Consider the following 24280-nt stretch of genomic DNA (forward strand, 5'->3'; position numbering starts at 1 on the left):
TTTCGCGGCCAATCAGAGCACGTGCACACGTCGTCCACGCGTCCGGTGCTCGTCTCCACGCTCCTCCTCGCGCTCGCCGGTTGCGGCTCGTCGTCGGGCGACGACACCGACGCATCGACGCGCGACGCGGGTCCATCGCCCACCGATGGAGGCTCCGTCGACGCCGCGCGCGATGCAGGCGGCGACGACGAGCACGACGCAGGCGCACCCGATGCGGGCCCATGGGAGGTGCCGGCCTACACGCTGCGCGTCTTCACCAGCCCGACGGGCATGCCGCTCGCGACGCCGTACGGCATGAACGACGAGGGCACGATCGTCGGCAACGCCGGGCCCGAGCCGTGGTCGCCCGACTCGATCCCGGTCGTGGTCGGGGTCGACGACACCGCGATCGATCCGCTCGAGACCGAGCGCGGCCTGCTCGCGTACGCGCGCGACGCGGACGACGGTGGGCGCGTCGTCGGTGAGCACGATCGCCAGCCGCACCTCTGGGAGGCCGATGGCCGCCGCGTGCTGCTGCAGGTCCCGAGCGGCTTCTTCTCGGGCGCGGCGCGCGCGATCGGCGAAGACGGGACCATCGCCGGCAGCTACGCAGATCACGACGACCCGCCGCCGCCGGTCGGGCCGCGCCCGGTCGCGTGGGCGAGCGCGAGCGCGACGGGCGTCGAGCTGCTGCTGCTCGATCGCGAGTACCCCGTGGGTCAGGCCGTCGCGATCGCGGGCGGTCGCATCATCGGATCGCTCACGTCGAGCGACGGGATGTTCGCGGTCGTCTGGGACACGCTCGAGTCCGAGCCCACGCCGCTGCCGCGTCCCGACGACGCGCTCGGCACCGAGGCGTTCGGCGCGAACGAGCGCGGCGACGTCGTCGGCCGCGCGCTCTTCGAGGGCAATCGCGTCGAGGCGTACGCGTACTGGTCCGCGAGCGACGAGCCGGTCGTGCTCGGTGCGCCCGAGGGCGCGACCGCGAGCGGCTATGCCGAGGCCCACGACGTCGACGAGCGCGGCGTCGTCGTCGGCACCGCGCGCGTCGCCCCCGGCGTCGTGCACGCGATGTTGTGGGCGGGCGACGAGGCGATCGATCTCGACGCGCACGTCACGACGCGTCCCGCGGGCGTGCGCGCGATCGTGAACGCTGCCGCGATCGACACGAGCGGCCGCATCGCGGTCGAGGTGCTGCTTGACGGCGTACAGGCGGATCTCCCGCGCGCGATCGGTGTGCTCACGCCCGTCGAGTGAAGTTGGCCCGGGCGCGCCCGGGCTTACTTCGTGTCGTTGTGGTCTCCGACCTCTCCGCGGTCGCCGCGCGCGCGATGGAGCTCGTCGACGACGAGGACGCGATCTGGAACTGGGCCGAGCGAGCGGGCGCGCGCGGCTGGATGTTCCGCGGACAGCGCGAGGTCGACTGGCCGGTGCGCTCGTCGCTCGAGCGCTGTGCACGTCGCATGCAGTGGGAGCGCCCGCGTCGCTCGCTCGAGATCGGCATCTACCGTCGCTTCCAGCGCCACGCGCACCTCTTCGTCTCGCCGCTCCCGACCGACGAGGACGTGATCGAGTGGCTCGCGCTGATCCGTCACTTCGGCGCGCCGACGCGGCTCGTGGACTGGACGTACTCGTTCCACATCGCGCTCTTCTTCGCGGCGCGCGCCGCCGATCCCCACGACGACGGAGAGGACCGCTCGCTGGGCGAGCGATGCGCCGCGGTGTGGGCGATCGACGCGGAGTGGCTCGACGCGCGCGCGCTCGATCACCTGCGCCAGCACGGCGCCGAGGACGTCGCGGCGGCGTACCGCGACGACCTCTACGTGCGCCGCTACGAGACCTTCGGCACGGTCTACAACCGCTCGCCCGCGGTGCCCTTCGTGCTGCGACAGAACTGCTGGCGCCTGAACGAGCGCCTCGTCGCGCAGCAGGGCGTGTTCTTGTGTCCCGGCGACGTGGAGCGCGACTTCGAGGAGAACCTCGCCGCGCTGGTGCGCCCCGAGGACGTCGGCACGCACATCCGCAAGCTCGTGTTCCCCAAGCGCCTCGCGCTCGCGATCCTGCGACGCGCTTATCGCAGCGGCATCTCGCTCGCGACGATGTACCCGGGCCTCGAGGGCTTCGTGCGCTCGCTCGGCGATCTCGCGGCAGCGCCGGAGGTGCTCTCACCGAGCGAGCTCGACGCGCCGCTCGGTCGACACCAGCCGGGCGCGCCCCACGGATCGCGCCCCACGTCACATCCGAGGAAGCGCGTGCTGCGCAGGAGCGCGCGGAAATGAGCCGGGCTCACTTCCACGCGGCTCAGTGCACGTGGTCGTGGCTTCCGTCGCTCACGTCGATCATCCCCATCATCCCCGCGTCGGCGTGGTCGAGGATGTGGCAGTGCACCATCCACATGCCCGGCCGCTCGTCGTAGCGCACGACGAAGCTCGCCTCGCCGTCGACCGGCACGTCGATGGTGTCGATCCACTCCGGGAGCACGTTCCCGTGCGCGTCGAGCGCCTGGAAGAAGAACCCGTGCAGGTGGATCGGGTGCGACCAGTCCATCGTGTTGCGGAACGTCCAGACCTGCGTCTCGCCCACGTGCGCCGCGACCGGCGTCGCGTCCCAGTGCGGCACTCCGTCGAAGCCCATCACCAGCTGTCCGTCGACCGTGCGCTGCGTGAGATCGACGTCGAAGCGCGTCGCGCCCGCCGTGCTCAGCGCCTCGACCTGACGCGCGGGGATGTCGGGGATCGCGACGTCCTCCGGCGCGCCCACGAGCTCGATCGCGAGCACGTCGACCTCGTCGCGGAACTCCGTCGAGCCGTAGCCGCGATCGTACGGCACCCATCGCATCGTCAGCGTCTCGCCGTCTCGCCCGCGCGGCACGACGATGGCGTCGACGCGCTGCCCCGGCATGATCACCGGACGTGCGCTCTCGCGCGGACCGCTCGGTGAGATCCCCGCGTCGCCGCCGATCACCGTGAAGCGATGCCCCTCGATCGCGAGCTGGAAGTAGCGGCTGATCGCCGCGTTCACCATCCGCAGCCGCAGCGGCACGCCGTTGCGCGCGCGGATCGTCGGGCGCTCGCGACCGTTCGTGAGCACGTGGTTGCCCTCGCGACCGAAGAGCGTCGCGAGCGAGCCGCCCACGTCGGGCCCGAGCAGCTGTCCGTCGTCGTCGTCGTCGGTCGCGACGTCGCTCAGCACCAGCACGAGCTCGTCCATCTCGGGCTCGTCGTCCGCGCGCACCACGATCGTGCCGTAGAGCCCCGCCGCGACCTGCGCCGCGCTGCGATGGTGCGGATGGAACCAGTAGAGCCCTTCGTCGGGCAGCACGAAGTCGTAGTCGAACGTCTCGCCGGGCGCGATCGGCGGGTTCGGATGATCGGGCGCGCCGTCCATCTCGTTCGGCACCCGCACGCCGTGCCAGTGGATCGTGGTCGGCTCGGGCAGCTCGTTGCGGAAGTGCACGATCAGTCGATCGCCGACGCGCGCGTCGATGCGCGGCCCGGGCACGGTCCCGCCGTACGACCACATGCGCGTCGCGCCCGCCTCGACGATCGCGAGCTCGGTCTCGCGCGCGACCATCTCGATCTCGATCACGCGCGGATCAGGATCGAGATCGGTGGGCGTCTCGAGCCGCACCTCCTCGTCCCAGCCCATCGGTTGTGCGAGGTCGTCGCCCTGCGGTGCGCACGAGAGCGCGAGCAAGGCGAGCCCCATCGGAACGGCGATCCGACGCATTGGACGCGAGAGAGTACGCGCGACCCCCCCGGGCGCCACGACCGCCTGATCTAGATCACGGACCGCATCGACCTCCGAGGCGTACCGCCACGCTTCGCGCGGCGGGTCCACCCCTCGACATCGCGACATCGCAGATGCACAAAGGCCTGCATCGCCATGCGTCCTCTGCTCTTCGAGAAATACGAAGGCCTCGGCAACGACTTCGTCGTGGTCGAGGGCACGTCGTCGATGCTCTCGACCGAAGACGTGATGCGCATCTGCGATCGCCACCGCGGCATCGGCGCCGACGGAGTGCTCTTCACCGGCGTGAGCGCGGGACGCCCCTTCATGTCGGTGATCAACGCGGACGGCAGCACCGCCGAGATGTGCGGCAACGGCCTGCGCTGCGTCGCGCTGCACCTCGTGCGTCGCGGTCTGGTCGACGGTCGCACGTTCGAGGTCGACACCGACGCGGGCGTGCACGCGGTGCGCGTGCTCGAGGTCGCCGCGCCCGGTCGCGTCGAGGTCTCGATGCGCGCGCCGAGCCTCGCGCCGCGCGACGTGCCGGCCGTCTTCGACGCGCCGCTGATCGACGGCGAGCTGCGCGCCGACGGCGTCGTGCTGCACGGCACCGCGGTGTCGATGGGCAACCCGCACCTCGTCACGTTCGACGCGCCCGAGACCTCGCGGCTGCGCCTCGGCCCGATGCTGCAGGACGATCGGCGCTTCCCCGAGAAGGTGAACGTCGGCTTCGCGAGGATGAAGGGTCGCAGCGCGATGCAGCTCGACGTCTACGAGCGCGGCGCGGGCTGGACCCAGGCGTGTGGCACCGGCGCGTGCGCGGCGGCGGTCGCGGCGGTCGAGACCGGTCGCGCATCGCGCGGCGCGCCGATCGAGGTCGTGCTCCCGGGCGGCCCGCTCGAGATCGTCGTGGGCAACGCGGGCGAGCGAGTGCACATGACCGGCCCGGCGCGTCACGTGTTCTCGGGCCGCCTGACGCTGCCGCTCTGACGCGACCGCTACGGAATTCGACACGGAGGGCCGCAGAGAAAATCACCGCTCTGCGGCCTCTGTGTTCTGCGTGGGTCGATCTCTCTTCTCCTGCTCTCCTCTTCAACGAGCGGTGAGCGATCAGCGCACCTGAACGTGCGTCGAGCGTTATATCGAATTGCAATTCGCTCGTTGCATCTCGCGCGTGACGATCGCCAGACTTCTCGCCATGCCGGGATCCACGATGGGCGTGCGCATCGAGCGCGCCCGAGAGCTCGCCGGGCTCAACAAGAACCAGCTCGCGCGCGCCGTGGGCACCTCGTGGCAGCACGTCGATCACTGGGAGCGCGATCGCACCCAGCCGAGCCCGACGTCGCTCTCGCGGCTCGCGTCGGTGCTCGGCGTGACGCTCGCGTATCTGCTCGGCGAGGAAGAGCCGGTCGTGCCGCCGCTGCAGGAAGCGCTCGAGACCTTCCTGCGCAGCTACGCGCCGCCCGACCTCACGCCGCAGGAGACCGCCTGGCTGCGCGCGGCGCCGATCGACCCCGCGCTCGCGACCCCGGGCACGTACCTCGATCTGCTCCACCGCATCCGCATGCCGCGGCCCGCGAGCACGATCCCGCCCGCCCCCGCGGCCGACGACGAAGAGCCGTCGCGCAACAAGACCGGCCGGCGCGCCAAGGTGCGCATGGAAGACGTGCTCGCGCGCGTGAAAGGACGCCGATGAGCGACGATCCCTCCTACGTCCTCGTCGTCGACTCCGACGAGGGCTCGCTCGGCAGCGTCGCGGCGGTGCTCGCCGCGCTCGGCCGTCCGGTGCGTGGTGCGCGCGACGCCGCGTCCGCGCTCTCCGCGATCCTCGCGAGCCCGCCGCTGATCGTCGTGCTCGCCGGCGATCGCACCGCGCTCGCCGCGATCGACCTCGCGCGCGTGGTGCGCGATCGCCTCGGTCATCGCGCGCCGCGCATCCTGCTCGTGAGTGGCGCCGCGGTGAGGCGCGTCGATCTCCGTCACGTCGACGACGTCGTGCGTCGCCCCTATCGCGCGGAGGAGCTCGTCGCGCGCGCGAAGCGCCTCGTGCGCGCGAGCGGCGTGTGGTCGCTCCGCGGCAAGGAGGCGCCGCGCACGTCGCGACGCGTCGGGCCTGCATGAGCGCACCGCTGCCCGCGCACCCCGACGACACCTGGATCGGCCGCGTCATCGACGGCCGCTATCGGATCCTTCGTCGGCTCGGCGTGGGTGGCATGGGCGTGGTGTTCGAGGCCGAGCACCTGAAGCTCGGCAAGCGCGTCGCGCTCAAGGCGATCGCGCCCGAGCGCATCGGTGACGCGGAGGTCGCGGCGCGCTTCACGCGCGAGGCGATGGCGACCGCGCAGATCGAGCACCCGCACATCGCGGCGGGCTTCGACTACGGTCTGCTCGCCGAGGGCGGCGCGTACCTCGTCGCGCAGCTCGTGCGCGGCACCAGCCTGCGCGAGCGCCTGGCCCGCGGTCCGACGCCGTGGCGCGAGGCGTGCGGGATCGCGGCGCAGATCGCGGACGCGCTCACCGCGATCCACCGCGCGGGCTACGTGCATCGCGACCTCACGCCGGAGAACGTGCTGGTCGCGGATCGCGACGACGGCACCTCGCACGTCTACGTGCTCGATCTCGGCGTCGCCGCGCTGCTCGCGGCGAGCGCGCCGCCTCCGCAGCCGACCGCCGGCACGCTCACCGTGATGGGCACGATCGTCGGCACCGCGGGCTACATGGCGCCCGAGCAGGCGCTGGGACGCATCGTCGATGCGCGCGCCGATCTCTACGTCGTCGGCGTGCTGCTCTGGGAGATGATCGCGGGGCGCCCGCTCTTCTCTCGCGACGTGGGCCTCACCGCGATCGTCGCGTCGCAGCTCTCGTCCGAGCCGCCCGGCGCGCCCGCGCCGTTCGACGCCACCGTGCCCTTCGATCTCGAGCGCCTCCTGCGCGACCTGCTGAGCGTCGAGGCGGATCGACGCCCCGCGAGCGCGAGCGAGCTGCGCACCGAGCTGCTGCGCATCCAGGGCTCGGTCGCGCGCGAGCCCACCGCGCGCATCGCGCTCCCTGCACCGCCGTCGGATCCCATCGACGAGCTCACGCGTATCGCGTCGGCGATCGGCGATCGCGTCCGGGTCGCGCTGCGCACGCGCGACGGCAAGCGCGGGATCGCGATCGGTCTGGGCGTGGGTGCGCTGCCCGCGCTCGTGCTGCTGATCGGCACCTACGCGCTGCTCGCGAGCGACCCGCCCGAGGCGATGATCGCGCCCGCGGTGCACGCGCCGGCCGAGGTGGTCGCGGCCGCGGTGCCGGTCCCCGCGGTGCCCGAGCCGCCCGGACCGCACGACGCGACGATCGAGCGAATGCTCCACGGCCGCCAGCACCGCGAGCGCGAGCGCGCGGCGGCGGCGATCCTCGAGGCCGATCCCGCGACCGTGCCCGCCTACGCGCGCCACGTCGCGGGCCTCACGATCGCGAACCGATGCCCCCAGCGCGCCCAGCACCTCGACGCGATCCGCGCGCTCGGCGATCCTCGCGCGCTCCCCGCCCTCGAGTGGCTCGCAGCCGAACCGACCACCGGATGCGGCCGCCGTGGCCGATTCGACTGCTACGGGTGCCTCCGAGAGCAGATTCCGCTGACGATTGCCGCGCTGACGGCGGCCCACTGATCAGAACCTGAGCGCTGGGCGCGCTCGATCGCGTCAGCGTGGCTCGCGGCTGCCGCATCGAGCCCGCAGGCGCGCGCCTCACGACGCTGCGGGCAGGGGCACGTGTGTTGCTGTGCGCTCCGCACGATGTCCGCGCCTCGCACTGCGCTCCTCCTCTCCGCCCTCGCGCTCGCTGCGTGCGAGCCCGAGACGCCGGGCACACCGGTCGCCGCCGACGCGCTCTGCGCGGAGATCGCCGCGATCGTCTGCGCGTCCGACGCCGCGTGCTTTCCCGGCTCGACCCCCGACGACTGCACCGACGATCAAGCCGCGCGCTGCGACGAGATCGTGCAGCCGCTCGTCGACGATCCGCGGCTCGCCTACGACGCGCTGCGCGCGGGCGAGTTCGTCGAGTCGATGCGGGCGCAGGGCGACGCGTGCTGGGAGGCGCCCTTCGACTACGCGTCGTTCCTCGACGTGTTCGCGGGCACCGGCGCGCTCGGCGCAGACTGCACGCCCGCACGCCTCGACGCGAGCTCGCTGCGCGCGTCGTCGCTCTCGTGCGCCGATCGCGCCGCGTGTCGCCTCCACCTGCGCGCCGACGGCAGCACGGTCGGCGTGTGCGAGGCGCGCCGCGACGACGCGTGCTCGCACGCGCTCGACTGCGAGGCCGACGAGTTCTGCAGCCTGCCCGCGCGATGGCAGCCCGGCGTGTGGGGCGAGTGCCGCCCGCTGCGCGCCGACGGCTGGGCCTGCGCGGACGATCTCGAGTGCGCGAGCCGGCACTGTGACGGCACGTGCACCGCGCGCCCCGCGCTCTCGCGGCCGCTCGCGGTGCCGTACGCCGACCTCGTGCTCGGTGCCGAGCCGATCGCCTACCTGCGCTTCGGCGAGAGCGGCACGCGCTTCACCGACGCGAGCGGGCACGGCCATGCGGGAGAGGTGATCGGCGGCGCGAGGCGCGCGACCGACGGCGCGATCGAGGACGACACCAGCGGCGCGCTGCAGCTCGGCGGAGAAGGGCAGCTCGTGCGCATCGCGGGGCTCGACGAGCTCGAGGACGCCGAGGCGCTCTCGCTCGAGTGCTGGTTCCGCCGCGAGGACCTCACCGAGTCGCGCCCGCTGCTCGACCTCTCCGACGCGATGGGCCTCGGCCCGCACGTGTGGAACCACGATCGCGGCGACAAGCTCTTCGCCAACTTCGTCGACGGCGCCGACGCGCAGCACCCGATCATGTCGGGCGAGAACGCGGTGAGCGCGTCGACGTGGCACCACGTCGTCGCGACCTTCGACGGCACGATGGGCCGCCTCTACCTCGATGGCGCGCGTGTCGGCGAGGTCATGCTCCCGGCGCCCGCCGAGGACGATCCGGTGCTGCACGTGAGCGACACGCTCTACGTCGGTCATCGCGTCGCGATCGGCGATCAGCCCGCGCGCTCGTTCGCCGGCGCGATCGACGAGGTCGCGGTGTACGACCACGCGCTCGACGAGGCGACGATCCGACGCCACCACGCGGCCGGTCTCGCGGGCGTGATCGAGAACGAGCTCCCGCTCTTCTCGTGGCTGGCCCCGTGATGCGCGCCGCCGTCGTGATCGCGATCGTGCTCGCGTCGTCGTCGTCGATCGCGCGCGCGCAGAGCGTCCGCTACCGGCGCCCCTTCGACGGCGGCCACCGCGTGAGCGCGTACTTCGATCACAACGGCGGCGGGGGCTGCACCGACTGGGCGTGCGGCGGCACTTGTTACAACGGCCACTCCGGCAACGACTACGCGATGCCGGTGGGCACGCCGGTGCTCGCCGCCGCGGCGGGCCGCGTCGTCGCGACGTTCAACGGCTGCGCGAACTACGGCTCGTTCGGCAACACCTGCGGCGGTCGCTGCGGCAACTACGTCTCGATCGCGCACGACGACGGCTCGCGCTCGACCTACTGCCACATGCAGCTCGGCTCGATCCGCGTGGGCGTGGGACAGCACGTCGGGTGCGGCCAGGTGATCGGCGGATCGGCCTCGAGCGGCAGCAGCACCGGGCCTCATCTGCACTTCGGTCATCGCTCGCCGGGCTCGGGCAGCTCGAGCGATCCCTACGCCGGCGGGTGCAGCCGTGCGAACACGCTGTGGACCGCGCAGGGCGGCTATCGCGAGCTGCCCGGCACCGGATGCCAGGGGGGTGGATGCGTGCCCGGCGGCGAGCAGTGCAACGGGCGCGACGACGACTGCGACGGACGCAGCGACGAAGGTCTCTCGCGCGGCTGCGGCACCGACGTCGGTGAGTGCGTCGCAGGGCACCAGGCCTGCGAGGGCGGTGGATGGAGCGCGTGCCGCGGTGAGGTCGGCCCGCGCGCCGAGGACTGCGACGGGCGCGATCAGGACTGCGACGGCGCGACCGACGAGGCGCTCGCGCGCAGCTGCGGCACCGACGTGGGCGAGTGCGTCGCGGGCATCGAGACCTGCCGCGCTGCGAGCTGGAGCGCGTGCGAGGGCGCGATCGATCCGGTGCCCGAGCGCTGCGACACGCTCGACAACGACTGCGACGGCACGAACGACGACGAGCGCATCTGCGAGCGCGAAGAGGTCGCGTGGTACGCGCCCGAGAGCGACACCGACGCGAGCGGAGACGGGCGCGCCGACGCGTGCGCGCGCACCTCGAGCGGCTTCGCGTGCCTCGCGACCGGAGCAGGGCAGGGCTTCACGCTGCGCGTCGCCGGCGCGGCGCTCGCCGAGGCCGACTTCTGGGTCGCGTCCGCGACCCGCATGGGCGATCTCGACGGCGACGGACGCGCCGACGTGTGCGCGCGAGAAGGCGATCGACTCGCGTGCTGGCGCTCGAGCGGCGTCGGGTTCGTCGATCGCATCGAGGGACCGAGCGTCGCCGGCGCGACCACGATCGAGCTCGCCGACGTCGACGGAGACGCGAGGCTCGATGCATGCGTGCGCGACGCGCGCGGTCTCGCGTGCCATCGCGGCGTGGAGCACGGCTTCGGTGCGATCACGACGCTGCCCGCGCTCGCCGATGCGGCGGGCTTCGGCGACGTGATCCACCACGGCTCGATCCGCTTCGGCGACGTCGACGGCGACGGACGTTCCGACGTGTGCGCCCGCGACGCGCAGGGCGTCGACTGCTGGCTCGGCGAGGGCGATCGTTTCGGAGAGCGCATCCGCGGTCCGCGCTGGAGCGACGAAGGCGGATGGGCGCAGCTCTCGCGCTGGAGCACGCTGCGCCTCGCCGACGTCGACGGAGACGGGCGCGACGATCTCTGCGGGCGCGGCCCCGCGGGGTTCCGCTGCGCGCTCGCGAGCGGGCGCGGCTTCGAGCGCGAGGTGCTCGGCCCCGCGATGGACGGCGCGGCGTACGAGCGCGTCGACGTCTACGCCACCGTGCGCCTCGGCGACGTCGACGGCGACGGTCGCGCCGACGTGTGCGCGCGCGAGCCCGAGGGCGTGCGGTGCTGGCTCTTCGGAGGTCGCGCGTTCGATCGCGCCATCGTCGGTCCCGCGCTCACCGACGCCGCGGGCTGGACCGCGCCCGAGCGCCATCGATCGATCCGCCTCGCCGACGTCGACGGCGACGGGCGCGCCGATCTCTGCGCGCGCCACGCCGACGGACTGCGCTGCTCGCTCTCGACCGGGCACGGGTTCGATCACACGTGGATCGCGCCCGAGTGGTCCGACGAGAGCGGTCTCGCGCACGAGGCGAGCGGCACCACGATCCGGGTCGCGGGCGGACGGCGCGTGGGCACCGGGGACGACGCGCTGCGCGGGACGTTCGGCTGCACCGCATCGCCGGGCGGTCGCGCGCCGCTCGCCGTGCTGGTGCTCCTCGCGCTGATCGGGTTCTCGCGTCGTAGACGAATCGTCTAGAAACGGCAGGTCATCCAGGCGATTCGTCTGCGCCGTGTGCCCTGGACAGCAGCATCGTCCATGCGCGAGCCCGCGGGCGTGCCCATGTCCCGATCGTGCTCGAGGAGCTCGTCGCACGCTGGGGCTACGTCGCCATCGCGATCGGCGCGATCCTCGAGGGCGAGACCGCGGTGGTCGTCGGCGCGGCGCTCGCGCACCACGGCCTGCTCGACGTGCGCGCCGTGGCGCTCACCGCGTTCGCCGGCAGCTTCGCCGGTGACCAGGCCTGGTACTGGCTCGGCCGTCGATCCGGCGCGCGCCTGATCGCGTCGCGACCGCGCTGGGCCGAGCGCGCGGCGCGCGCCTCCGATCGCATGCGCCGGTGGGGCGACTGGTACGTCGTCGCGTTCCGTTTTCTCTACGGCCTGCGCGTGATCTCGCCGGTGTTGCTCGGCGCCGCGGACTTCCCCGCGCGTCGCTTCGTGCCCCTCAACGCGATCGGCGCGCTGCTCTGGGCGATCGCGATCACCGCGCTCGGGTGGTCGCTCGGCAGCGCGATCCAGGCGCTGCTCGGTCGCCTCGCGCGCATCGAGGAGCTGATCGCCGCGGGCGCGCTCGTGTTGCTCGTGATCGCCGTGGCGACGCGCATCGTGCGGAGGCGACGCGCCGCACCGCCCCCGCGCGACGTCGACGGCGCGACGCCCGCGCGGTGACGTTCGACGTGCTCACGACGGGCGCATGGATCCGGGATGATGGGCGACGAAACGAAGACCTCCGGCAAGCGGCCCCAGCGCGGACCGCTCCTCGCCGCCGCGGCCACGCTCGGCGTGTTCGTCCCGTTCCTGGTCCCGATCGGCGTGTTGGCCGTCGCGGCCAACGATCGTCGCGAGGAGGAGCAGGGCAAGCGCGAGCCCGAGCCCCCGTTCTTCCGCCGCTTCGCGATCGGGCTCTCCGTGCTCGCGCTGATCGCGCAGGTCGCCGCGCTGGTGCTGGTGGTCGACGTGTGGTCGAGCTTCACCCGCCACGAGCAGCAGAGCGGCGCCGTGGGGATCGTGGGCGATCCGTGCGTCGTCGCGGACGCGTGCTGCGAGGCGGTGCACGGCCAGGGCGCCGCGCCGTGCCAGGAGCTCGCGCAGCGCGCGGGGCAGATCCAGGACACGCCGAACGAGACGGCGAGCGCCGAGGATCGCGACTACTGCGAAGAGGCGTTCTATGCGATCCGCAGTCAGCTCGTCTCGACCGAGCGCGTCGTCCCCGACGCCTGCGAGTTCGTGCAGCCCGGCGCCGCGAAGTGATCATCCGCTCGCCGGCGCGTCGCGGAACGGCCCGATGCTCCCGCGAGCGCGCTCGATGCGATCGACCATCGCGCGCGCCTCGTGGCGATCACGACAGCGCATCGTCCAGGTCTCGCGCGTCAACGTCGCGGCGTCCGCGACCTCCACGTGCAGCTCGTCGTAGTCCGCGCGCACCGCGATCACGCAGGCCCACGCGACCACGCTCCCCGCGGCGCGGAGCCCGGCGGGCACCACCTCGATCACGACCTCGCGCGGCCCCGCGCGCAGCGCCCACGCGAGCAGCACCAGCGCGACGAGCACGAGCGTGACGCTCGCCACCGGGGCGTTGCGCCCGAACGTCGTGACCATCAGCGAGCCCACCTCCTCCACGAAGTTCCCGTGCAGCGCCTCGACGCGCAGGAAGCTCGGCGGGAGGTGCGGCTTGCCGAAGAACGGACGCAGCAGCCACGAGAGCTCGGCGCCCATCGCGAGCTGCACCACGAGCCAGCTCACGAGCACACGCCGCGCAGCGTCCTCGTCGTCCACGAGCCGCGTGAGCAGCCCGCGCAGCCGCAGCACGCCCGCGCTGCCCGCGCACGCGATCACCGCGACGTGGAAGAGCAGCAGGGCGCGTGCGATCGCCATCGAGGGCGCGACCCGCGGATCGTCGATCGGCAGGCCCATCGCGATCGGATCGGGCGGCGGCGCGATCGCGACCACGAGCATCGCGATCGGCGCGAGGGCACCGAGCAGCGCAGCGCTCACCGCGAGCGAGATCAGGATGCAGATCGCGGTCTGACGCAGCTCGAGCTTCGAGCGCAACATCGTCGCGAGCAGCGCGCTCGTGCCGATCGTGCAGAGCGCGATCGCCGCGAAGAGCAGCGGCAGCTTGAGCGCGACGTAGAGCGCCATCTCGGGCGCGCGCCACATCCCGAACGCCGCGCCGTACGCGCCCGCCCCGATCGCGATCGTGATCGCGCACGACGCCGCGAGCCCGCGCAGATCGTCTCCGCGCCGCACCCGCGCGACGAGCGCGTCGTCGAGGCGACACAGCGCCTCGAGCCGCGACAGCGCGATCACGACCCCGAGACCCAGTGCGCGAGGAAGAACAGCCGATCGTGGAAGAGCTGCCCGTCGTAGGGCCCGACCAGCGGCCGCAGCGTGGTCGTCATCTGCAGCACCACGAGCACGAAGAGGAAGCCCCACGTCCCGATGCCGCGCACCGGGCGCTGGTTCATCGCGGCGAGCACCCGGCGCAGCAGACCGATCGCGAACGTGCTGCTGATCGCGAGGAAGAGCAGGTGGAGCGAGCCCATGAAGATCGGCGACGACGTCGCCTGCGAGAACACCCACGCGACCGGCGCGAACCCGACGAGCAGCACGCCCATCAGCGCGATCGCCATCAGCAGCGCGCCCCACGTCTCGCGCGCGCTCTGCTCCGCGCCCGAGAGGCACGAGAAGATGTGCAGGCTCGGGAAGCAGATCAGCGCGCAGAAGAAGACGCCGAGGCTGAGCTTCAGCGGCACGAGCAGGAGCTGCCAGCCTCCGCCGAACACCGCCATCACCAGCCCGGTGATCGCCATCGTCGCGACGATCACCGCGGAGAGCTTGAACGCCGCGCCCCGTCCTTCGCGCACGTCGTGGAGCACGCTCGCCGGGGCCTTGAGCAGCGCCTCGACGATCGCGAACGGGCCGTGCCCGGTGATCGGCGTCGAGCCTCCGCGCAGCGTCTCGATCGGTGTCGCCGGTGGGCGCTCCGCGACGACCGGGGGATTGGTGACGGGCGGGGGCGTACCCTCCCAAGCAGTCATGCCATGCGTCTCGTGATCGGGGCTCGTCTCGGGGTGCACGTCGGACCTCCTCGTGTCGGCTTCGACGTCTCCGTACGCACGGCGTTCCTCGCTTCGTTCCGCGATCGGGCGAGCGGTCGCGAGATGCCATCGAATCTCCTCGGTTCCGCCACGAGTCGTCGTCGTGGCTCGCTCCTCCCAGGAAAGAACCCATGAACGAACATCCTCTCTATGGTCGCCCGGTCGGCGAGCACTCGGGGCGCTTCGGCGCCGGCGGGTGGCTCTGGTACATCGGCGGAATCCTCGTCGCGGCCGGCGTGATGAACACTGGTCAGGGCGCGCTCGCGTTGTTCGGCGGAGCGCCCGATGCGCTGACGAAGATCGGCATGGGTGTCGTCGCGGGCGCGATCGGCGCCGCGATCCTGCTCGTCGCGGTGATGCGATGGCGCCAGCACGTCGTCGTGTACGAGCGAGGGCTCGTGCACGCGAAGCTGCTGGGCCAGCAGCAGGTCGCGTTCGCCGACGTCACGCGCGTCGAGCTCGTCCGCGAGCACTCGAAGATGGGCACCGACGAGACGATCCACATCGCGCTGCGCGACGGTCGCGAGGTCTCGATCGGCAGCGTCACGAACATCGATCAGCTCGCCGGGATGATCCGGCACGCCCCCTGAACCGAGCTCGGAGAGACAGACAGATGACCTACTTGATCCCCCTCGTCGCGCTCGTGGCCGTCGTCGCGTTCATGGTCCTGCAGCGCCAGCGTCTCGCACAGGCGGGCCAGACCTACGCTCCATTCGAGCTGAGCAAGCTCGCGCCCCGTCTGGGCCTGCAGATCGTCAACGGCGACCCCGGCGCGAACATCATGCTCGCGCCGCACAACACGGTCGGGACGCGCATCTCGGACGACAAGCCGTACGAGTGGAACGTGCGCCTGCAGGGCTCGCCGCGCGGTCGCCCCGTCGACTTCCTCTACTACCACCGCCGCGAGCGCCAGACCGGCCTCGTCGAGATCAAGTACACGTACTACGACGACGCGTTCATCGCGGTGCAGCTGCGCCCCGGCGCGCCCGAATTCGAGCTCGTCTCGAACCAGAGCAGCCTCGGCGCGATCTCGCGCCGTCACCCGTGGCCGGTGCAGCGCTCCGGGGATCCGAACGTCGATCGCGAGTTCACGATCGCCGCGAACGATCCGAGCGTGGGCGCGAAGCTCGCGCCGTTCCTCTCGCGCTTCGATCCCGCGCTGCGCGCGTACGGCATCCACCTCGAGTCGCACGGCGGATGGCTGCGCTTCCGCGCCGACGGCAAGCACACGAGCGGGAACTTCTACTTCATCGAGCAGATCGTCCCGGCGCTCGAGCAGATCGCGGATCGCCTCGAGCAGCCCTGATTTCCCGGGCGGGACGTGCGCTACGGATTCCGTAGCGCACGCCCGTGATACCGTCGTCGCGTGGGTGAATTCGACGACCTCGACAACGAGAAGACGCTGGTCGAGGAGAGCCGCGACACGCTCAAGGATCTGATCCCCGATGCGCCGCCGGTCGCGCCGCTCGAGGTCGTGTTCGACCGCGAGATGCACCAGGCGGGCGTCATCTCGGCCGACGTGCCCTATCGCGCGCTCGAGATCTGGACGCAGAACCGGGTGTACATGGTCGACTCCACGATGACGTGCTGCGAGGTCCGCGATCGCCGCACCGGCGTCGACGACAAGAAGCACTCGGTGCTCGGCGCGCGCCTCGTCGGTGGGCAGCGCAAGTACGGCAAGACGCTGCACGTCGCGCGGCCCTTCCCGGTGCCCGGCACCGAGGCGGTGTTCGAGCGCGACGGCAAGCGCACGCCCGCGGGGGTCACGTCGAAGGTCGAGCGCGTGGTGCTGCACATCCGCGTGACCAGCGTGGTGATGGAGCAGCAGGGCGCGTGGGACGACGTGACGAGCGCGTTCCTGCACCCGAGCTTCGGCCATCGCCGCGAGCCGTAGATCTGCGCAGCGCAGCGCCGCCGTGTGCACGTGGTTGCACGCGTCGCCGCGAGATCGCGCGCAAACGGCGCGGCACGCCGGGTGAAGAGCGCGCGGCCTCGTGGAGGTCGACATGGACAGGACGATCGTGGTGTGGCTCGGGATCGCGCTCGCGCTCGTGGGGTGCGGCGACGACGGACCGAGCGCTCCACCGCGCGACGGCGGTGCGATGCAGCCGAGCGACGCCGGCGCGACGAACGACGTCGAGCAGTTCCTCGGCGCGATCGCGGCCGAAGCGTGCGAGTCGGCGCACGTGTGCCTCGGCACCGAGGTCTCGTTCGAGCAGCAGCTGGGGAACGAGACGCGCTGCCGCGCGCACGTCGAGGCGTCGATCGTGTACGTCGCGAGCGCGGTCGGAGCAGGGCGCGCGCGCTTCGAGGGGGCGCGCGTCGATGCGTGCCTCGCGGCGATCGACGCGGCCGTCTGCGAGCGCTCGATGCCGCTCGCGTGGGAAGAGTGGCCCGCCGAGTGCCGCGCCGTGATCGCCGGCACCGTCGCGCCCGGCGCAGCGTGCGAGACGAGCGTCGAGTGCGCCGGGGGCGCCTGCGTGTGCGGTGAGTGCGTCGCGTTGGTCGCGCGCGGAGGCGCGTGCGAGGACGGGCCCTGCGCGCCCGGCCTGCAGTGCGCGAGCGAGAGCCTCACGTGCGAGCCGGTGCCCGACGTGCTCCAGCGCGGCGATGCGTGCGAGGACTTCTACGCGTGCAGCGGGCTCCTGCGCTGCGTCGACGGAGTGTGTCGTGACGGTCGCGAGCGCAGGACGCAGGCGCTCGGAGCGCCGTGCGACGCCGAGAACCTGCTCTGCGGGCTCGGCCTCGAGTGCGACTTCGACCACGGCAGCGTGTGCGTGGGCCCGCTCGAGGCCGGCGCGGCGTGCGACGACGTGCTCGAGATCAGCCTCTGCCCCGAGGGCACCATCTGCCACGGCATCGCCGGCGAAGCGCGCTGCTCGCCTCCGCTCGCGATGGGCGAGGAGTGCATCTCCGCAGGCCGCGCCGATCCGTGCGGCGTCGGGCTCTGGTGCTCGTACATGACCGGCCGATGCGAGGAAGTCCGCGCGCTCGGCGCGCGCTGCGAGCTCGCCGAGGACTGCCACTCGGGCATCTGCGAGGAGCACGTCTGCGTGCTCGGCGAGAGCGTGGCGTGTCGCTGAGCTAGCTTCCCCCGGTGTCGTTCATCCTGCTCGACGGCCCGGTCGGGACCGAGCTCGCGCGCCGCGCCGTCGCGACCCCCGCGCCGATGTGGAGCGCACATGCGATCGAGGGTGCGCCCGACGTGCTCGCCGCGATCCACCGCGACTACGCGCACGCGGGCGCGACGATCCACACGGCCGCGACGTTCCGCACCACGCCGCGCGCGTCGGGCCCGGGATGGGAGCGCCTCGCGCGCCGTGCCGTCGAGATCACGCGCGCTTCGATCGATCCCGGGCACCGCGTCGCGGGATCGATCGCGCCGCTCGAGGACTGCTATCGCCCCGATCTCAGCCCTTCCGATCCGCGCGCCGAGCACCGCGCGCTCGCGCGTGCGCTCGCCGGTGCCGGCGCCGACCTGCTGCTGTGCGAGACGTTCCCGCACGTCGGCGAGGCGCTGATCGCGGTGGAGGAAGCGGTCGCGACCGGCCTGCCCACCTGGCTCGCGCTGACCGCGGGCCCGAGCGCGGACCTGCTCACGCCCGCGCAGATCGCCGAGGGCGCGCGCGAAGCGGTGCGCCGCGGCGCGCAGGCGGTGCTCGTCGACTGCGTGCCCGCGGATCGCACGCTGGAGTACGTCGACGCGATCGCGCGGCTCGCTCTCGGCGTGCCCTTCGGCGCCTACGCGAACGCCGGGCGCGAAGAAGACGGAATCGGTTGGAGCTCCAACGATCGCGCAGCGGCACAGCGCTACCTCGCGCACGCGCGACGCTGGCTCGATGCGGGCGCGACGATCGTCGGCGGCTGTTGCGGCACCAGCGTCGTGCACATCGCCGCGCTGGCCGCGGAGCGGGATCGATGAGCGCGATCCGAAGCCGCCGCATCCCGCGCTGCACGACCTGCGGGCTGCCCGACGCGCTCTGCCTCTGCGCCGAGCTCCCGCCGCCGCTCGCGGTCGACACCCGCGTCGTGCTCGTCGTGCACCGCAAGGAGATCCTCAAGCCGACCAACACCGGTCGGCTCGCGGTGCGCATGCTCGACGGCGCGTCGATCGTGGTGCGCGGCGATCGCGAGCCCGAGCGCGCACCGCTCGTGCTCGACACGCGGCGACTCGTGCTCTTCCCCGCGCCCGGCGCGCGCGTGCTCGACGCATCGGATCGCGGCTGCGCGTTGATCGTGCCCGACGGGAGCTGGAGCCAAGCGCGGAAGGTGCTGCGCCGCGACGAGCTCGCCGAGGGCGCCGAGCCCGTGGTGCTCCCGCCGAACGATCCGACGCGCTACGGCCTGCGCCGCAATCCGCGCGAGGGCGGGCTCTGCACGATCGAGGCGATCGCACGCGCGGTCGGCGTGCTCGAGTCACCCGAGATCGAGGCGCGCATGCTCGACGTGCTCGACACGTTCGTCGCGCGCCATCGCGACGTGCGCCGCCCGCCGCCGCTCAGAGCAGCGTTCCCCTGAGCAGCCACTGGGCGACGTTGAAGTAGACGACGAGCCCCGCCAGATCGACGAGCGTCGCGACGAAGGGCGCCGATGCGCTCGCGGGATCCGCGCGCATCAGTCGGATCACGAAGGGCAACATCGATCCCGCGATCGTCCCGCACACCACCACGCCCAGCAGGCTGATCCCGACCGTCAGCCCGATGAGCAGCCAGTGCTCTCCGTACGTCCCGAAGAGCGCTTCGCCGATCGCGACGCGCACGACGCCGATCACCGCGAGGATCGACCCCAGCGCGATCCCCGCGAGCAGCTCGCGGTGCGCGATGCGCCACCAGTCGCGCATGCCGACCTCACCGAGCGCCATCGCGCGGATGATCAGCGTGCTCGCCTGCGATCCCGAATTGCCGCCGCTCGAGATGATCAGCGGCACGAAGAGCGCGAGCACCACCGCGCTCGCGATCTCCTCCTCGTACGCGCCCATCGCGGTCGTGGTGAGCGTCTCGCCGAGGAAGAGCACCGCGAGCCATCCCGCGCGCTTCTTCACCAGCCCGGGCAGGCTCGTCTGCATGTAGCGCTGCTCGAGCGCCTCCTGACCACCGAGCTTCTGGATGTCCTCGGTCGCCTCCTGCTGCACGACGTCGACGATGTCGTCGACCGTGATGATGCCCTTCATCCGCCCTTCTTCGTCGACGACCGGCACCGCGCCGAGATCGTGCTCCGCGATCACGCGCGCGACCTCCTCCTGGTCCATCGACTCCGGCACCGTCACGAGGTCGCGCGTCATCACGTCGCCGACCCTCGCGTTCTCGCGCGCCGCGAACACGTCGCGGAACGAGAGCACGCCGAGCAGGCGCTGCTCTCCGTCGAGCACGTACGCGTAGTGCAGCGTCTCGAGCGCGTGCTCCTTCGAGCGCGCCTGTCTGCGCAGATAGAAGAGCGCCTGATCGATCGTCGAGTCCGGGCGCAGCCGCGCGAAGCGCGGGCTCATCAGACCACCGGCCTCGTCCTCCTCGTACGCGAGCAGCGCGCTCACCTCGTTGTGCGTCGCCTCGTCGAGCAGCGAGATCAGCTCCTCGCGCAGCGGATCGCCCTCGAGGTACTGCGCGAGATCGGCGACGTCGTCGGGCGCGAGCAAGCGCGCCCACAAGCGCCGCTCGCCGGGCCGCACCGCGCGGAAGAGCTCCGCCTGATCTTCGGTCTGCAGCGAGAGGAAGAAGTCGTCCTGCTCGTCGCGCGACATCACGCGGAAGCCCTCCGCGCGCTCCTCCGGCGTCAGCAGGGCCCACGCGTCGAGCAGGTCCAGCGCGGTCGTGCTCTCGGACATCCGTCCAGGTACGTAGTCCCCGCGCCCCCGCTCCATTCCCGCGTGTTTTGGTCGGAAATGGTCCTTTAACGCGGAGCCTCCCGAGAACCTACCGAAACCACCTGGCAACACCCACCCGATCAGGTGCATCCTCGGGCGCCTCCGACCCGGGGGGTCTCGGACGTTCGTGCTCGGCGAATGAATGCGACTGCACGCATCGCAGTCATTCGGCGGCGCACTGCGCGAGGGGCGCCTCGTTCCGGACGGAGAGCTTCGCAGACCGACCGGAGACCCGATGAACCAACGCAGCTCTTCTCAACCGCGCCTCGCTCGCTCGCTCGGGATCCTCATCGCGCTGGTCGCGGTGCCCGCGAGCCTTCCCCTCTTCGGATGTGACACCGGAGTGTTCGCGGCGAACACGACGATCGGCGTGATGCGCCGCGCCTCGCCGGGCGTGCAGCGCATGCGCGACCCCGAGATCCTCGAGACCGCGTTCCCCGCGTCGATCCAGCAGATGGAAGGTCTGCTCGAGATCAAGCCCGACGACGCCGTGCTGCGCGCGATGCTCGGCCGCAGCTACGCGAGCTTCGGGTACGGGTTCATCGAGGACGACTACGAGGTCGCGCAGCTGAGCGACGACGCGTCGGAAGAAGAGATCGAGCACCTGCGCGAGCGCGCGTCGCAGGCGTACCTGCGTGGTCGCGAGGTCGCGATCGGCGGCCTCGACCTCGCGCGTCCCGAGGGCGGCGGTCTGCTCGCGCAGCAGAGCCAGGGTCTCGAGGCGTTCACCGCGCACGTCAACCGCTTCGACAACCGCGAGAACCACGCGCCGCTGCTCTTCTGGGCCGCCTACAACTGGGTGCGCTGGATCAGCCTGCACCGCGACGACATGGGCGCGATCGCAGACCTCTCGTACGTGACCGCGCTCGCGGAGCGCGCGTACGAGCTCGACCAGAGCTACATGGACTACGGCCCGGTCGCGCTGCGCGCCGGCCTGATGGCGGCGGCGCCCCCGCAGCTCGGTGGTCGTCCCCAGGACGCGCGCGTCGAGCTCGAGCGCGCGATCCAGCTCACCGAGCGCAAGAACCTGCTCTACCTCGTGACGATGGCGCAGCTCGTCGCGATCCCGCTCCAGGATCGCGCGCTCTTCGAGTCGATGTTGAACGAAGTGGTGGCCTTCGACGTCGATTCGTTCCCCGACCAGCGGATCCCGAACCTGCTCGCGCAGCGCCGCGCCCGTCGTCTGCTCGCGCAGATCGACGACCTCGTGCCCCCGCCGATCGAAGGCGAAGGGGAAGGCGAGGGCGAGGCTTCGGAGCCGAGCGCGTCGGTCGACGCGGCTGGGTCTCCTTCTTCCACCTGAGGAGCCGGACGAACCATGAAGATCCATCAGAAGCTCGCGCTGTTCCTGCTCGCGGCGTTCGCGCTCTTCGCGATCGACGCGAGCCCGATGAGCGCCCAAGAGGCGGCGGGCACCGCGGCGGCGACGCGCACGATCTCGCTCGCCACGCTGGCGCCGCCGGGCTCGACCTGGATGCGCGTGTTCGACGCGTGGAACCGCGAGCTGCGTCGCCGCAGTGAGCGCGGCCTGCAGTTCCGCATCTACGGCGGCGGCGTGCAGGGCGACGAGGCCGAGGTCATCCGCAAGATCCGCTCGGGCCGTCTCGACGCGGCGTCGGTGACCGCGGTCGGTCTCGCCCAGATCCATCGTCCGGCGCTCGTGTTCCAGATGCCCGGCATCCTGCGCAACTACGAGCAGCTCGATCGCGCGCGCGAGGCGCTCGCGCCCGACATGGACGCGGGGTTCACCAGCGCGGGCTTCAAGATGCTGGGCTGGGCCGACGTCGGTCAGTCGCGCATCTTCTCGACGGCGCCGGTGCGCGTGCCCGCCGACATGGCGACGCGTCACCCGTGGGTCTGGCGTGACGACCTCGTGCTGCCGACCTTCTACCAGGTCATCCGCAGCAACCCGGTGCCGCTCCAGGTGCCGGAGGTGCTCGGTGCGATCCAGACGGGCCGCGTCGACACCGCGATCACCCCGCCGGTCCCCTGTGTCGCGCTGCAGTGGTGCTCGCGCCTCACGCACATGACCGACATGCCGATGACGATCGTGCTCGGCGGCACCGTGATCGGTGGGCGCCAGTGGGCGGAGCTCACGCCGGATCAGCAGACGATCCTCACCGAGACCGCGACGCAGTTCCACCAGCTTGCGCGCCGCAACCTGCGCCGCGACGAGCAGCAGGCGCTCACCGAGATCCGCTCGCGCGGCGCGACGGTCATCGAGGTGACGCCGGCGCAGCAGCAGGAGTGGCTCAACCTCGGCGCGCAGATCCGCACCCGCCTCGTGGGCCAGATCGCGGACCAGGCGCTCGTCGATCGCGTGGCCGCCTTCGGTCGCTGATTCCCCCCGGGGGGCTGCGCGCCCCCCTGTCGACCCCCGAGCTGCGCGCGGGTCCCCACCCGCTTGCAGGCGCGGAGACGACACACGAGAACGCCGGACCTCGCGCGAGCGAGGCCCGGCGTTTCCTTTTCAAGCGATCACACCGAGCTGGCGCATCAGCGCGAGCTCGTCGGTGAGGCGCCAGTGCGCGACGATGCGGTCGCCGCGGAACCGCTCGATCGTGATCTGCGAGACGCGGATCGCGCGGCCGGTCGGTGCGATGCCGAAGAAGTCGCCGCGGTGGGTGCGCGAGCTGCGCAGCCCCGATCAGCCGGACGCGATCCGCGAGGGGCGGGTCGAGCTGGGCATCGCGTGCCTGCCAGTCGAAGGCGAGCTCGAGTCGCGGGTGCTGGCGACCGAGTCGCTGGTGGTCGCGCTCCCGTCGCGGCATCGCCTCGCGAAGAAGGCGCGGGTCGAGGTCGCCGAGCTGAGGGACGAGCGTTTCGTGATCGTGCGGCCCGACGTGGAGCCGGCGTGGGCGGGCGCGGTGTCGCGCGCGCTCGCGAAGCACGGCGTGGGCGGCGCGATCGCCCAGGAGACCGACACCAAGATCGCGATGCTCGGCCTCGTCGCCGCGGGCCTCGGCGTGTCGGTGGTCTCGAGCAGCATGCGCGTGCTCGAGCGACGGGGCGTGGTGATGCGCCCGGTGATCGGCGTCGGCGTGCGGCTGCGGATCGGAGTGATCGCGCGACGCGAACGATCGGCGCGGGCGCAGGCGTTCGTGGACGCGCTCTAGCGCGCGCGCAGCTCGCGCACGCCGCGGCCCAGCCGCCGTCGCAGCAGGGTCCGCAGCGTGACTCCGTCGCTGTAGCCCACTTCCCGCGCGATCGCCTCGACGTCGTGCGACGTCGTCTTCATCAGGTGCACCGCGCGCTCGACGCGCAGGTCCTGCACGTAGCCGAGCGGCGTCCGGCCCAGCACCGCGCGCACGCGGCGCGAGAGCGTGCGCTCGCTCGTCGCCACCGCGCGCGCCGCCGCCGCGAGCGAGAAGCGATCGGCGAGACGACGTCGCGCCCACACCTCGAAGCGCTCGACCAGCGGATCTTCGTGCGTGAGCTGATCGGGGATCACGAACGGCGCCTGCGAAGGGCGCGCGTCGACGACCAGGTACCGCGCCGCCTGCGCCGCGAGCGTCGGGCTCTTCCTCCGGATCCACCACAGCGCGAGATCGACGTGCGCGAACGCGGCGCCCGCCGTCACCCGCCCGCGCGAGTCGACGACCATCTGCGACTCGTCGAGCTCGACGCGCGGGAAGAGCTCGCGGAAGAGCGGCGCCATCCACCACGTCGTCGTCGCGCGGTGTCCGTCGAGCAGTCCGCTGCGCGCGAGCACGAACGTGCCGGTGCACGCCGCGGACACCTTCGTGCCCTGGGCGCTCCAGCGTCGGATCAGCGCGACCGCCTCGGCCACGTCGCGGCGCTCGAGCCGCTCGCGCATCGCATCGGGCACGGTGCAGCCGAGCCCGGGCACGACGACGACGTCGGGCGCGGTGCGCGGAGGCGGCGAGACCGGGACGCGGAGGCCCTGGTGCGTCGTCACGCGCCGGCGCACGCCGACGAGCTTCGGCTCGAAGCGAGGCGCGTCCGCCCCGCGCGCCCGTGCGAGATCGGATGCGGTGGTGAGCGTGTCGAGCAGAGACGCCAGCCCGACGTCGAACGTCCCCTCGAGCGCGAGCACCGCGATCTGCATTGGCGAGAACGATATCATCGTTGTCCATCTCGC

25 protein-coding genes are annotated in these 24280 nt (G+C 72.3%); 19 read left to right on the plus strand and 6 right to left on the minus strand.

Features of this window, described 5'->3' with window-relative positions; genetic code table 11:
* The first annotated feature begins 21 nt into the window (after window positions 1–21).
* Both I5071_RS42570 and I5071_RS42575 read left to right on the plus strand, forming a co-directional pair.
* Window positions 22–1236 carry a hypothetical protein gene (locus tag I5071_RS42570; protein WP_236519131.1) on the plus strand — a complete coding sequence of 405 codons (1215 nt, stop codon included), beginning with the start codon at window positions 22–24 and terminating at the stop codon, window positions 1234–1236.
* Window positions 1237–1274: 38 nt separating this feature from the next.
* On the plus strand, window positions 1275–2258 hold the full coding sequence (locus I5071_RS42575) for an FRG domain-containing protein (protein WP_236519132.1): 984 nt from the start codon (window positions 1275–1277) through the stop codon (window positions 2256–2258).
* A 22-nt stretch (window positions 2259–2280) separates the two neighbouring features.
* Here I5071_RS42575 and I5071_RS42580 read toward each other — a convergent pair whose 3' ends face one another.
* On the minus strand, window positions 2281–3687 hold the full coding sequence (locus I5071_RS42580; RefSeq protein ID WP_236519133.1) for a multicopper oxidase family protein: 1407 nt from the start codon (window positions 3685–3687) through the stop codon (window positions 2281–2283).
* Window positions 3688–3864: 177 nt separating this feature from the next.
* Between I5071_RS42580 and dapF the strand changes: the two genes are divergently transcribed.
* The 8 genes from dapF (at window position 3865) to I5071_RS42620 (ending at window position 12468) form a co-directional block, all read left to right on the plus strand.
* A complete protein-coding gene (gene dapF, locus I5071_RS42585) occupies window positions 3865–4698 on the plus strand; it encodes a diaminopimelate epimerase (protein WP_236519134.1) in 834 nt (277 codons plus the stop codon).
* Between the two features lie 208 nt (window positions 4699–4906).
* A complete protein-coding gene (locus I5071_RS42590; RefSeq protein WP_236519135.1) occupies window positions 4907–5404 on the plus strand; it encodes a helix-turn-helix domain-containing protein in 498 nt (165 codons plus the stop codon).
* Entirely contained in the window at window positions 5401–5829 is a 429-nt protein-coding gene (locus tag I5071_RS42595; protein ID WP_236519136.1) for a hypothetical protein, read from the plus strand. Before I5071_RS42590 ends, I5071_RS42595 begins: the two co-directional genes overlap by 4 nt.
* The gene (locus I5071_RS42600; protein ID WP_236519137.1) at window positions 5826–7358 is read left to right on the plus strand and encodes a serine/threonine-protein kinase; all 1533 of its coding nucleotides are present in this window, start codon (window positions 5826–5828) and stop codon (window positions 7356–7358) included. The genes I5071_RS42595 and I5071_RS42600 overlap by 4 nt, the downstream gene beginning before the upstream one ends.
* A 126-nt stretch (window positions 7359–7484) precedes the next feature.
* Complete coding sequence (locus I5071_RS42605; protein WP_236519138.1) at window positions 7485–8912, plus strand: LamG domain-containing protein; 1428 nt, start codon at window positions 7485–7487, stop codon at window positions 8910–8912.
* Window positions 8912–11194, plus strand: coding sequence for an FG-GAP-like repeat-containing protein (locus tag I5071_RS42610; RefSeq protein WP_236519139.1), 2283 nt, complete (start codon window positions 8912–8914; stop codon window positions 11192–11194). Before I5071_RS42605 ends, I5071_RS42610 begins: the two co-directional genes overlap by 1 nt.
* A 95-nt stretch (window positions 11195–11289) precedes the next feature.
* Window positions 11290–11886: a DedA family protein gene (locus I5071_RS42615; RefSeq protein WP_236519140.1), complete on the plus strand. Its 597-nt coding sequence runs from the start codon at window positions 11290–11292 to the stop codon at window positions 11884–11886.
* A 36-nt stretch (window positions 11887–11922) separates the two neighbouring features.
* Window positions 11923–12468: a hypothetical protein gene (locus I5071_RS42620; RefSeq protein WP_236519141.1), complete on the plus strand. Its 546-nt coding sequence runs from the start codon at window positions 11923–11925 to the stop codon at window positions 12466–12468.
* On the opposite strand, the gene I5071_RS42625 is transcribed toward I5071_RS42620, so the two are convergent.
* Both I5071_RS42625 and I5071_RS42630 read right to left on the minus strand, forming a co-directional pair.
* The gene (locus I5071_RS42625) at window positions 12469–13527 is read right to left on the minus strand and encodes a hypothetical protein (protein ID WP_236519142.1); all 1059 of its coding nucleotides are present in this window, start codon (window positions 13525–13527) and stop codon (window positions 12469–12471) included. It abuts the gene before it with no gap.
* Window positions 13524–14258, minus strand: coding sequence for a hypothetical protein (locus tag I5071_RS42630; RefSeq protein ID WP_236519143.1), 735 nt, complete (start codon window positions 14256–14258; stop codon window positions 13524–13526). Before I5071_RS42630 ends, I5071_RS42625 begins: the two co-directional genes overlap by 4 nt.
* 191 nt (window positions 14259–14449) lie before the next feature.
* Here I5071_RS42630 and I5071_RS42635 point away from each other — a divergent pair, with 191 nt between their 5' ends.
* From I5071_RS42635 to I5071_RS42660, 6 genes are all read left to right on the plus strand, one after another.
* Window positions 14450–14908: a hypothetical protein gene (locus I5071_RS42635; RefSeq protein ID WP_236519144.1), complete on the plus strand. Its 459-nt coding sequence runs from the start codon at window positions 14450–14452 to the stop codon at window positions 14906–14908.
* A 23-nt stretch (window positions 14909–14931) separates the two neighbouring features.
* Window positions 14932–15624, plus strand: a complete 693-nt coding sequence (locus I5071_RS42640) for a hypothetical protein (RefSeq protein WP_236519145.1) — start codon at window positions 14932–14934, stop codon at window positions 15622–15624.
* Between the two features lie 60 nt (window positions 15625–15684).
* Window positions 15685–16212, plus strand: a complete 528-nt coding sequence (locus tag I5071_RS42645; RefSeq protein ID WP_236519146.1) for a hypothetical protein — start codon at window positions 15685–15687, stop codon at window positions 16210–16212.
* 112 nt (window positions 16213–16324) lie between these two features.
* Window positions 16325–17401, plus strand: coding sequence for a hypothetical protein (locus I5071_RS42650; RefSeq protein ID WP_236519147.1), 1077 nt, complete (start codon window positions 16325–16327; stop codon window positions 17399–17401).
* A gap of 14 nt (window positions 17402–17415) precedes the next feature.
* A complete protein-coding gene (locus I5071_RS42655) occupies window positions 17416–18240 on the plus strand; it encodes a homocysteine S-methyltransferase family protein (RefSeq protein ID WP_236519148.1) in 825 nt (274 codons plus the stop codon).
* On the plus strand, window positions 18237–18836 hold the full coding sequence (locus I5071_RS42660) for a tRNA-uridine aminocarboxypropyltransferase (protein ID WP_236519149.1): 600 nt from the start codon (window positions 18237–18239) through the stop codon (window positions 18834–18836). Before I5071_RS42655 ends, I5071_RS42660 begins: the two co-directional genes overlap by 4 nt.
* Here I5071_RS42660 and mgtE read toward each other — a convergent pair.
* Window positions 18817–20139 carry a magnesium transporter gene (gene mgtE / locus I5071_RS42665; protein WP_236519150.1) on the minus strand — a complete coding sequence of 441 codons (1323 nt, stop codon included), beginning with the start codon at window positions 20137–20139 and terminating at the stop codon, window positions 18817–18819. The two genes, I5071_RS42660 and mgtE, sit on opposite strands and share 20 nt — an antisense overlap.
* Window positions 20140–20413: 274 nt before the next feature.
* On the opposite strand from mgtE, the gene I5071_RS42670 reads away from it, so the two are divergent.
* Complete coding sequence (locus I5071_RS42670; protein WP_236519151.1) at window positions 20414–21481, plus strand: TRAP transporter TatT component family protein; 1068 nt, start codon at window positions 20414–20416, stop codon at window positions 21479–21481.
* A 15-nt stretch (window positions 21482–21496) separates the two neighbouring features.
* The gene (gene dctP / locus I5071_RS42675; protein WP_236519152.1) at window positions 21497–22519 is read left to right on the plus strand and encodes a TRAP transporter substrate-binding protein DctP; all 1023 of its coding nucleotides are present in this window, start codon (window positions 21497–21499) and stop codon (window positions 22517–22519) included.
* Window positions 22520–22648: 129 nt separating this feature from the next.
* Here dctP and I5071_RS47120 read toward each other — a convergent pair whose 3' ends face one another.
* Complete coding sequence (locus I5071_RS47120) at window positions 22649–22759, minus strand: ester cyclase (protein WP_419249695.1); 111 nt, start codon at window positions 22757–22759, stop codon at window positions 22649–22651.
* Here I5071_RS47120 and I5071_RS42680 point away from each other — a divergent pair.
* Window positions 22713–23294: a LysR family substrate-binding domain-containing protein gene (locus tag I5071_RS42680; protein WP_236519153.1), complete on the plus strand. Its 582-nt coding sequence runs from the start codon at window positions 22713–22715 to the stop codon at window positions 23292–23294. The genes I5071_RS47120 and I5071_RS42680 overlap by 47 nt on opposite strands.
* Here I5071_RS42680 and I5071_RS42685 read toward each other — a convergent pair.
* A complete protein-coding gene (locus I5071_RS42685) occupies window positions 23291–24247 on the minus strand; it encodes a GlxA family transcriptional regulator (RefSeq protein ID WP_236519154.1) in 957 nt (318 codons plus the stop codon). The genes I5071_RS42680 and I5071_RS42685 overlap by 4 nt on opposite strands.
* Window positions 24248–24280 lie beyond the last annotated feature (33 nt).

Source organism: Sandaracinus amylolyticus (assembly GCF_021631985.1).
In the GTDB taxonomy this organism is placed as follows: Bacteria; Myxococcota_A; Polyangia; order Polyangiales; family Sandaracinaceae; genus Sandaracinus; species Sandaracinus amylolyticus_A.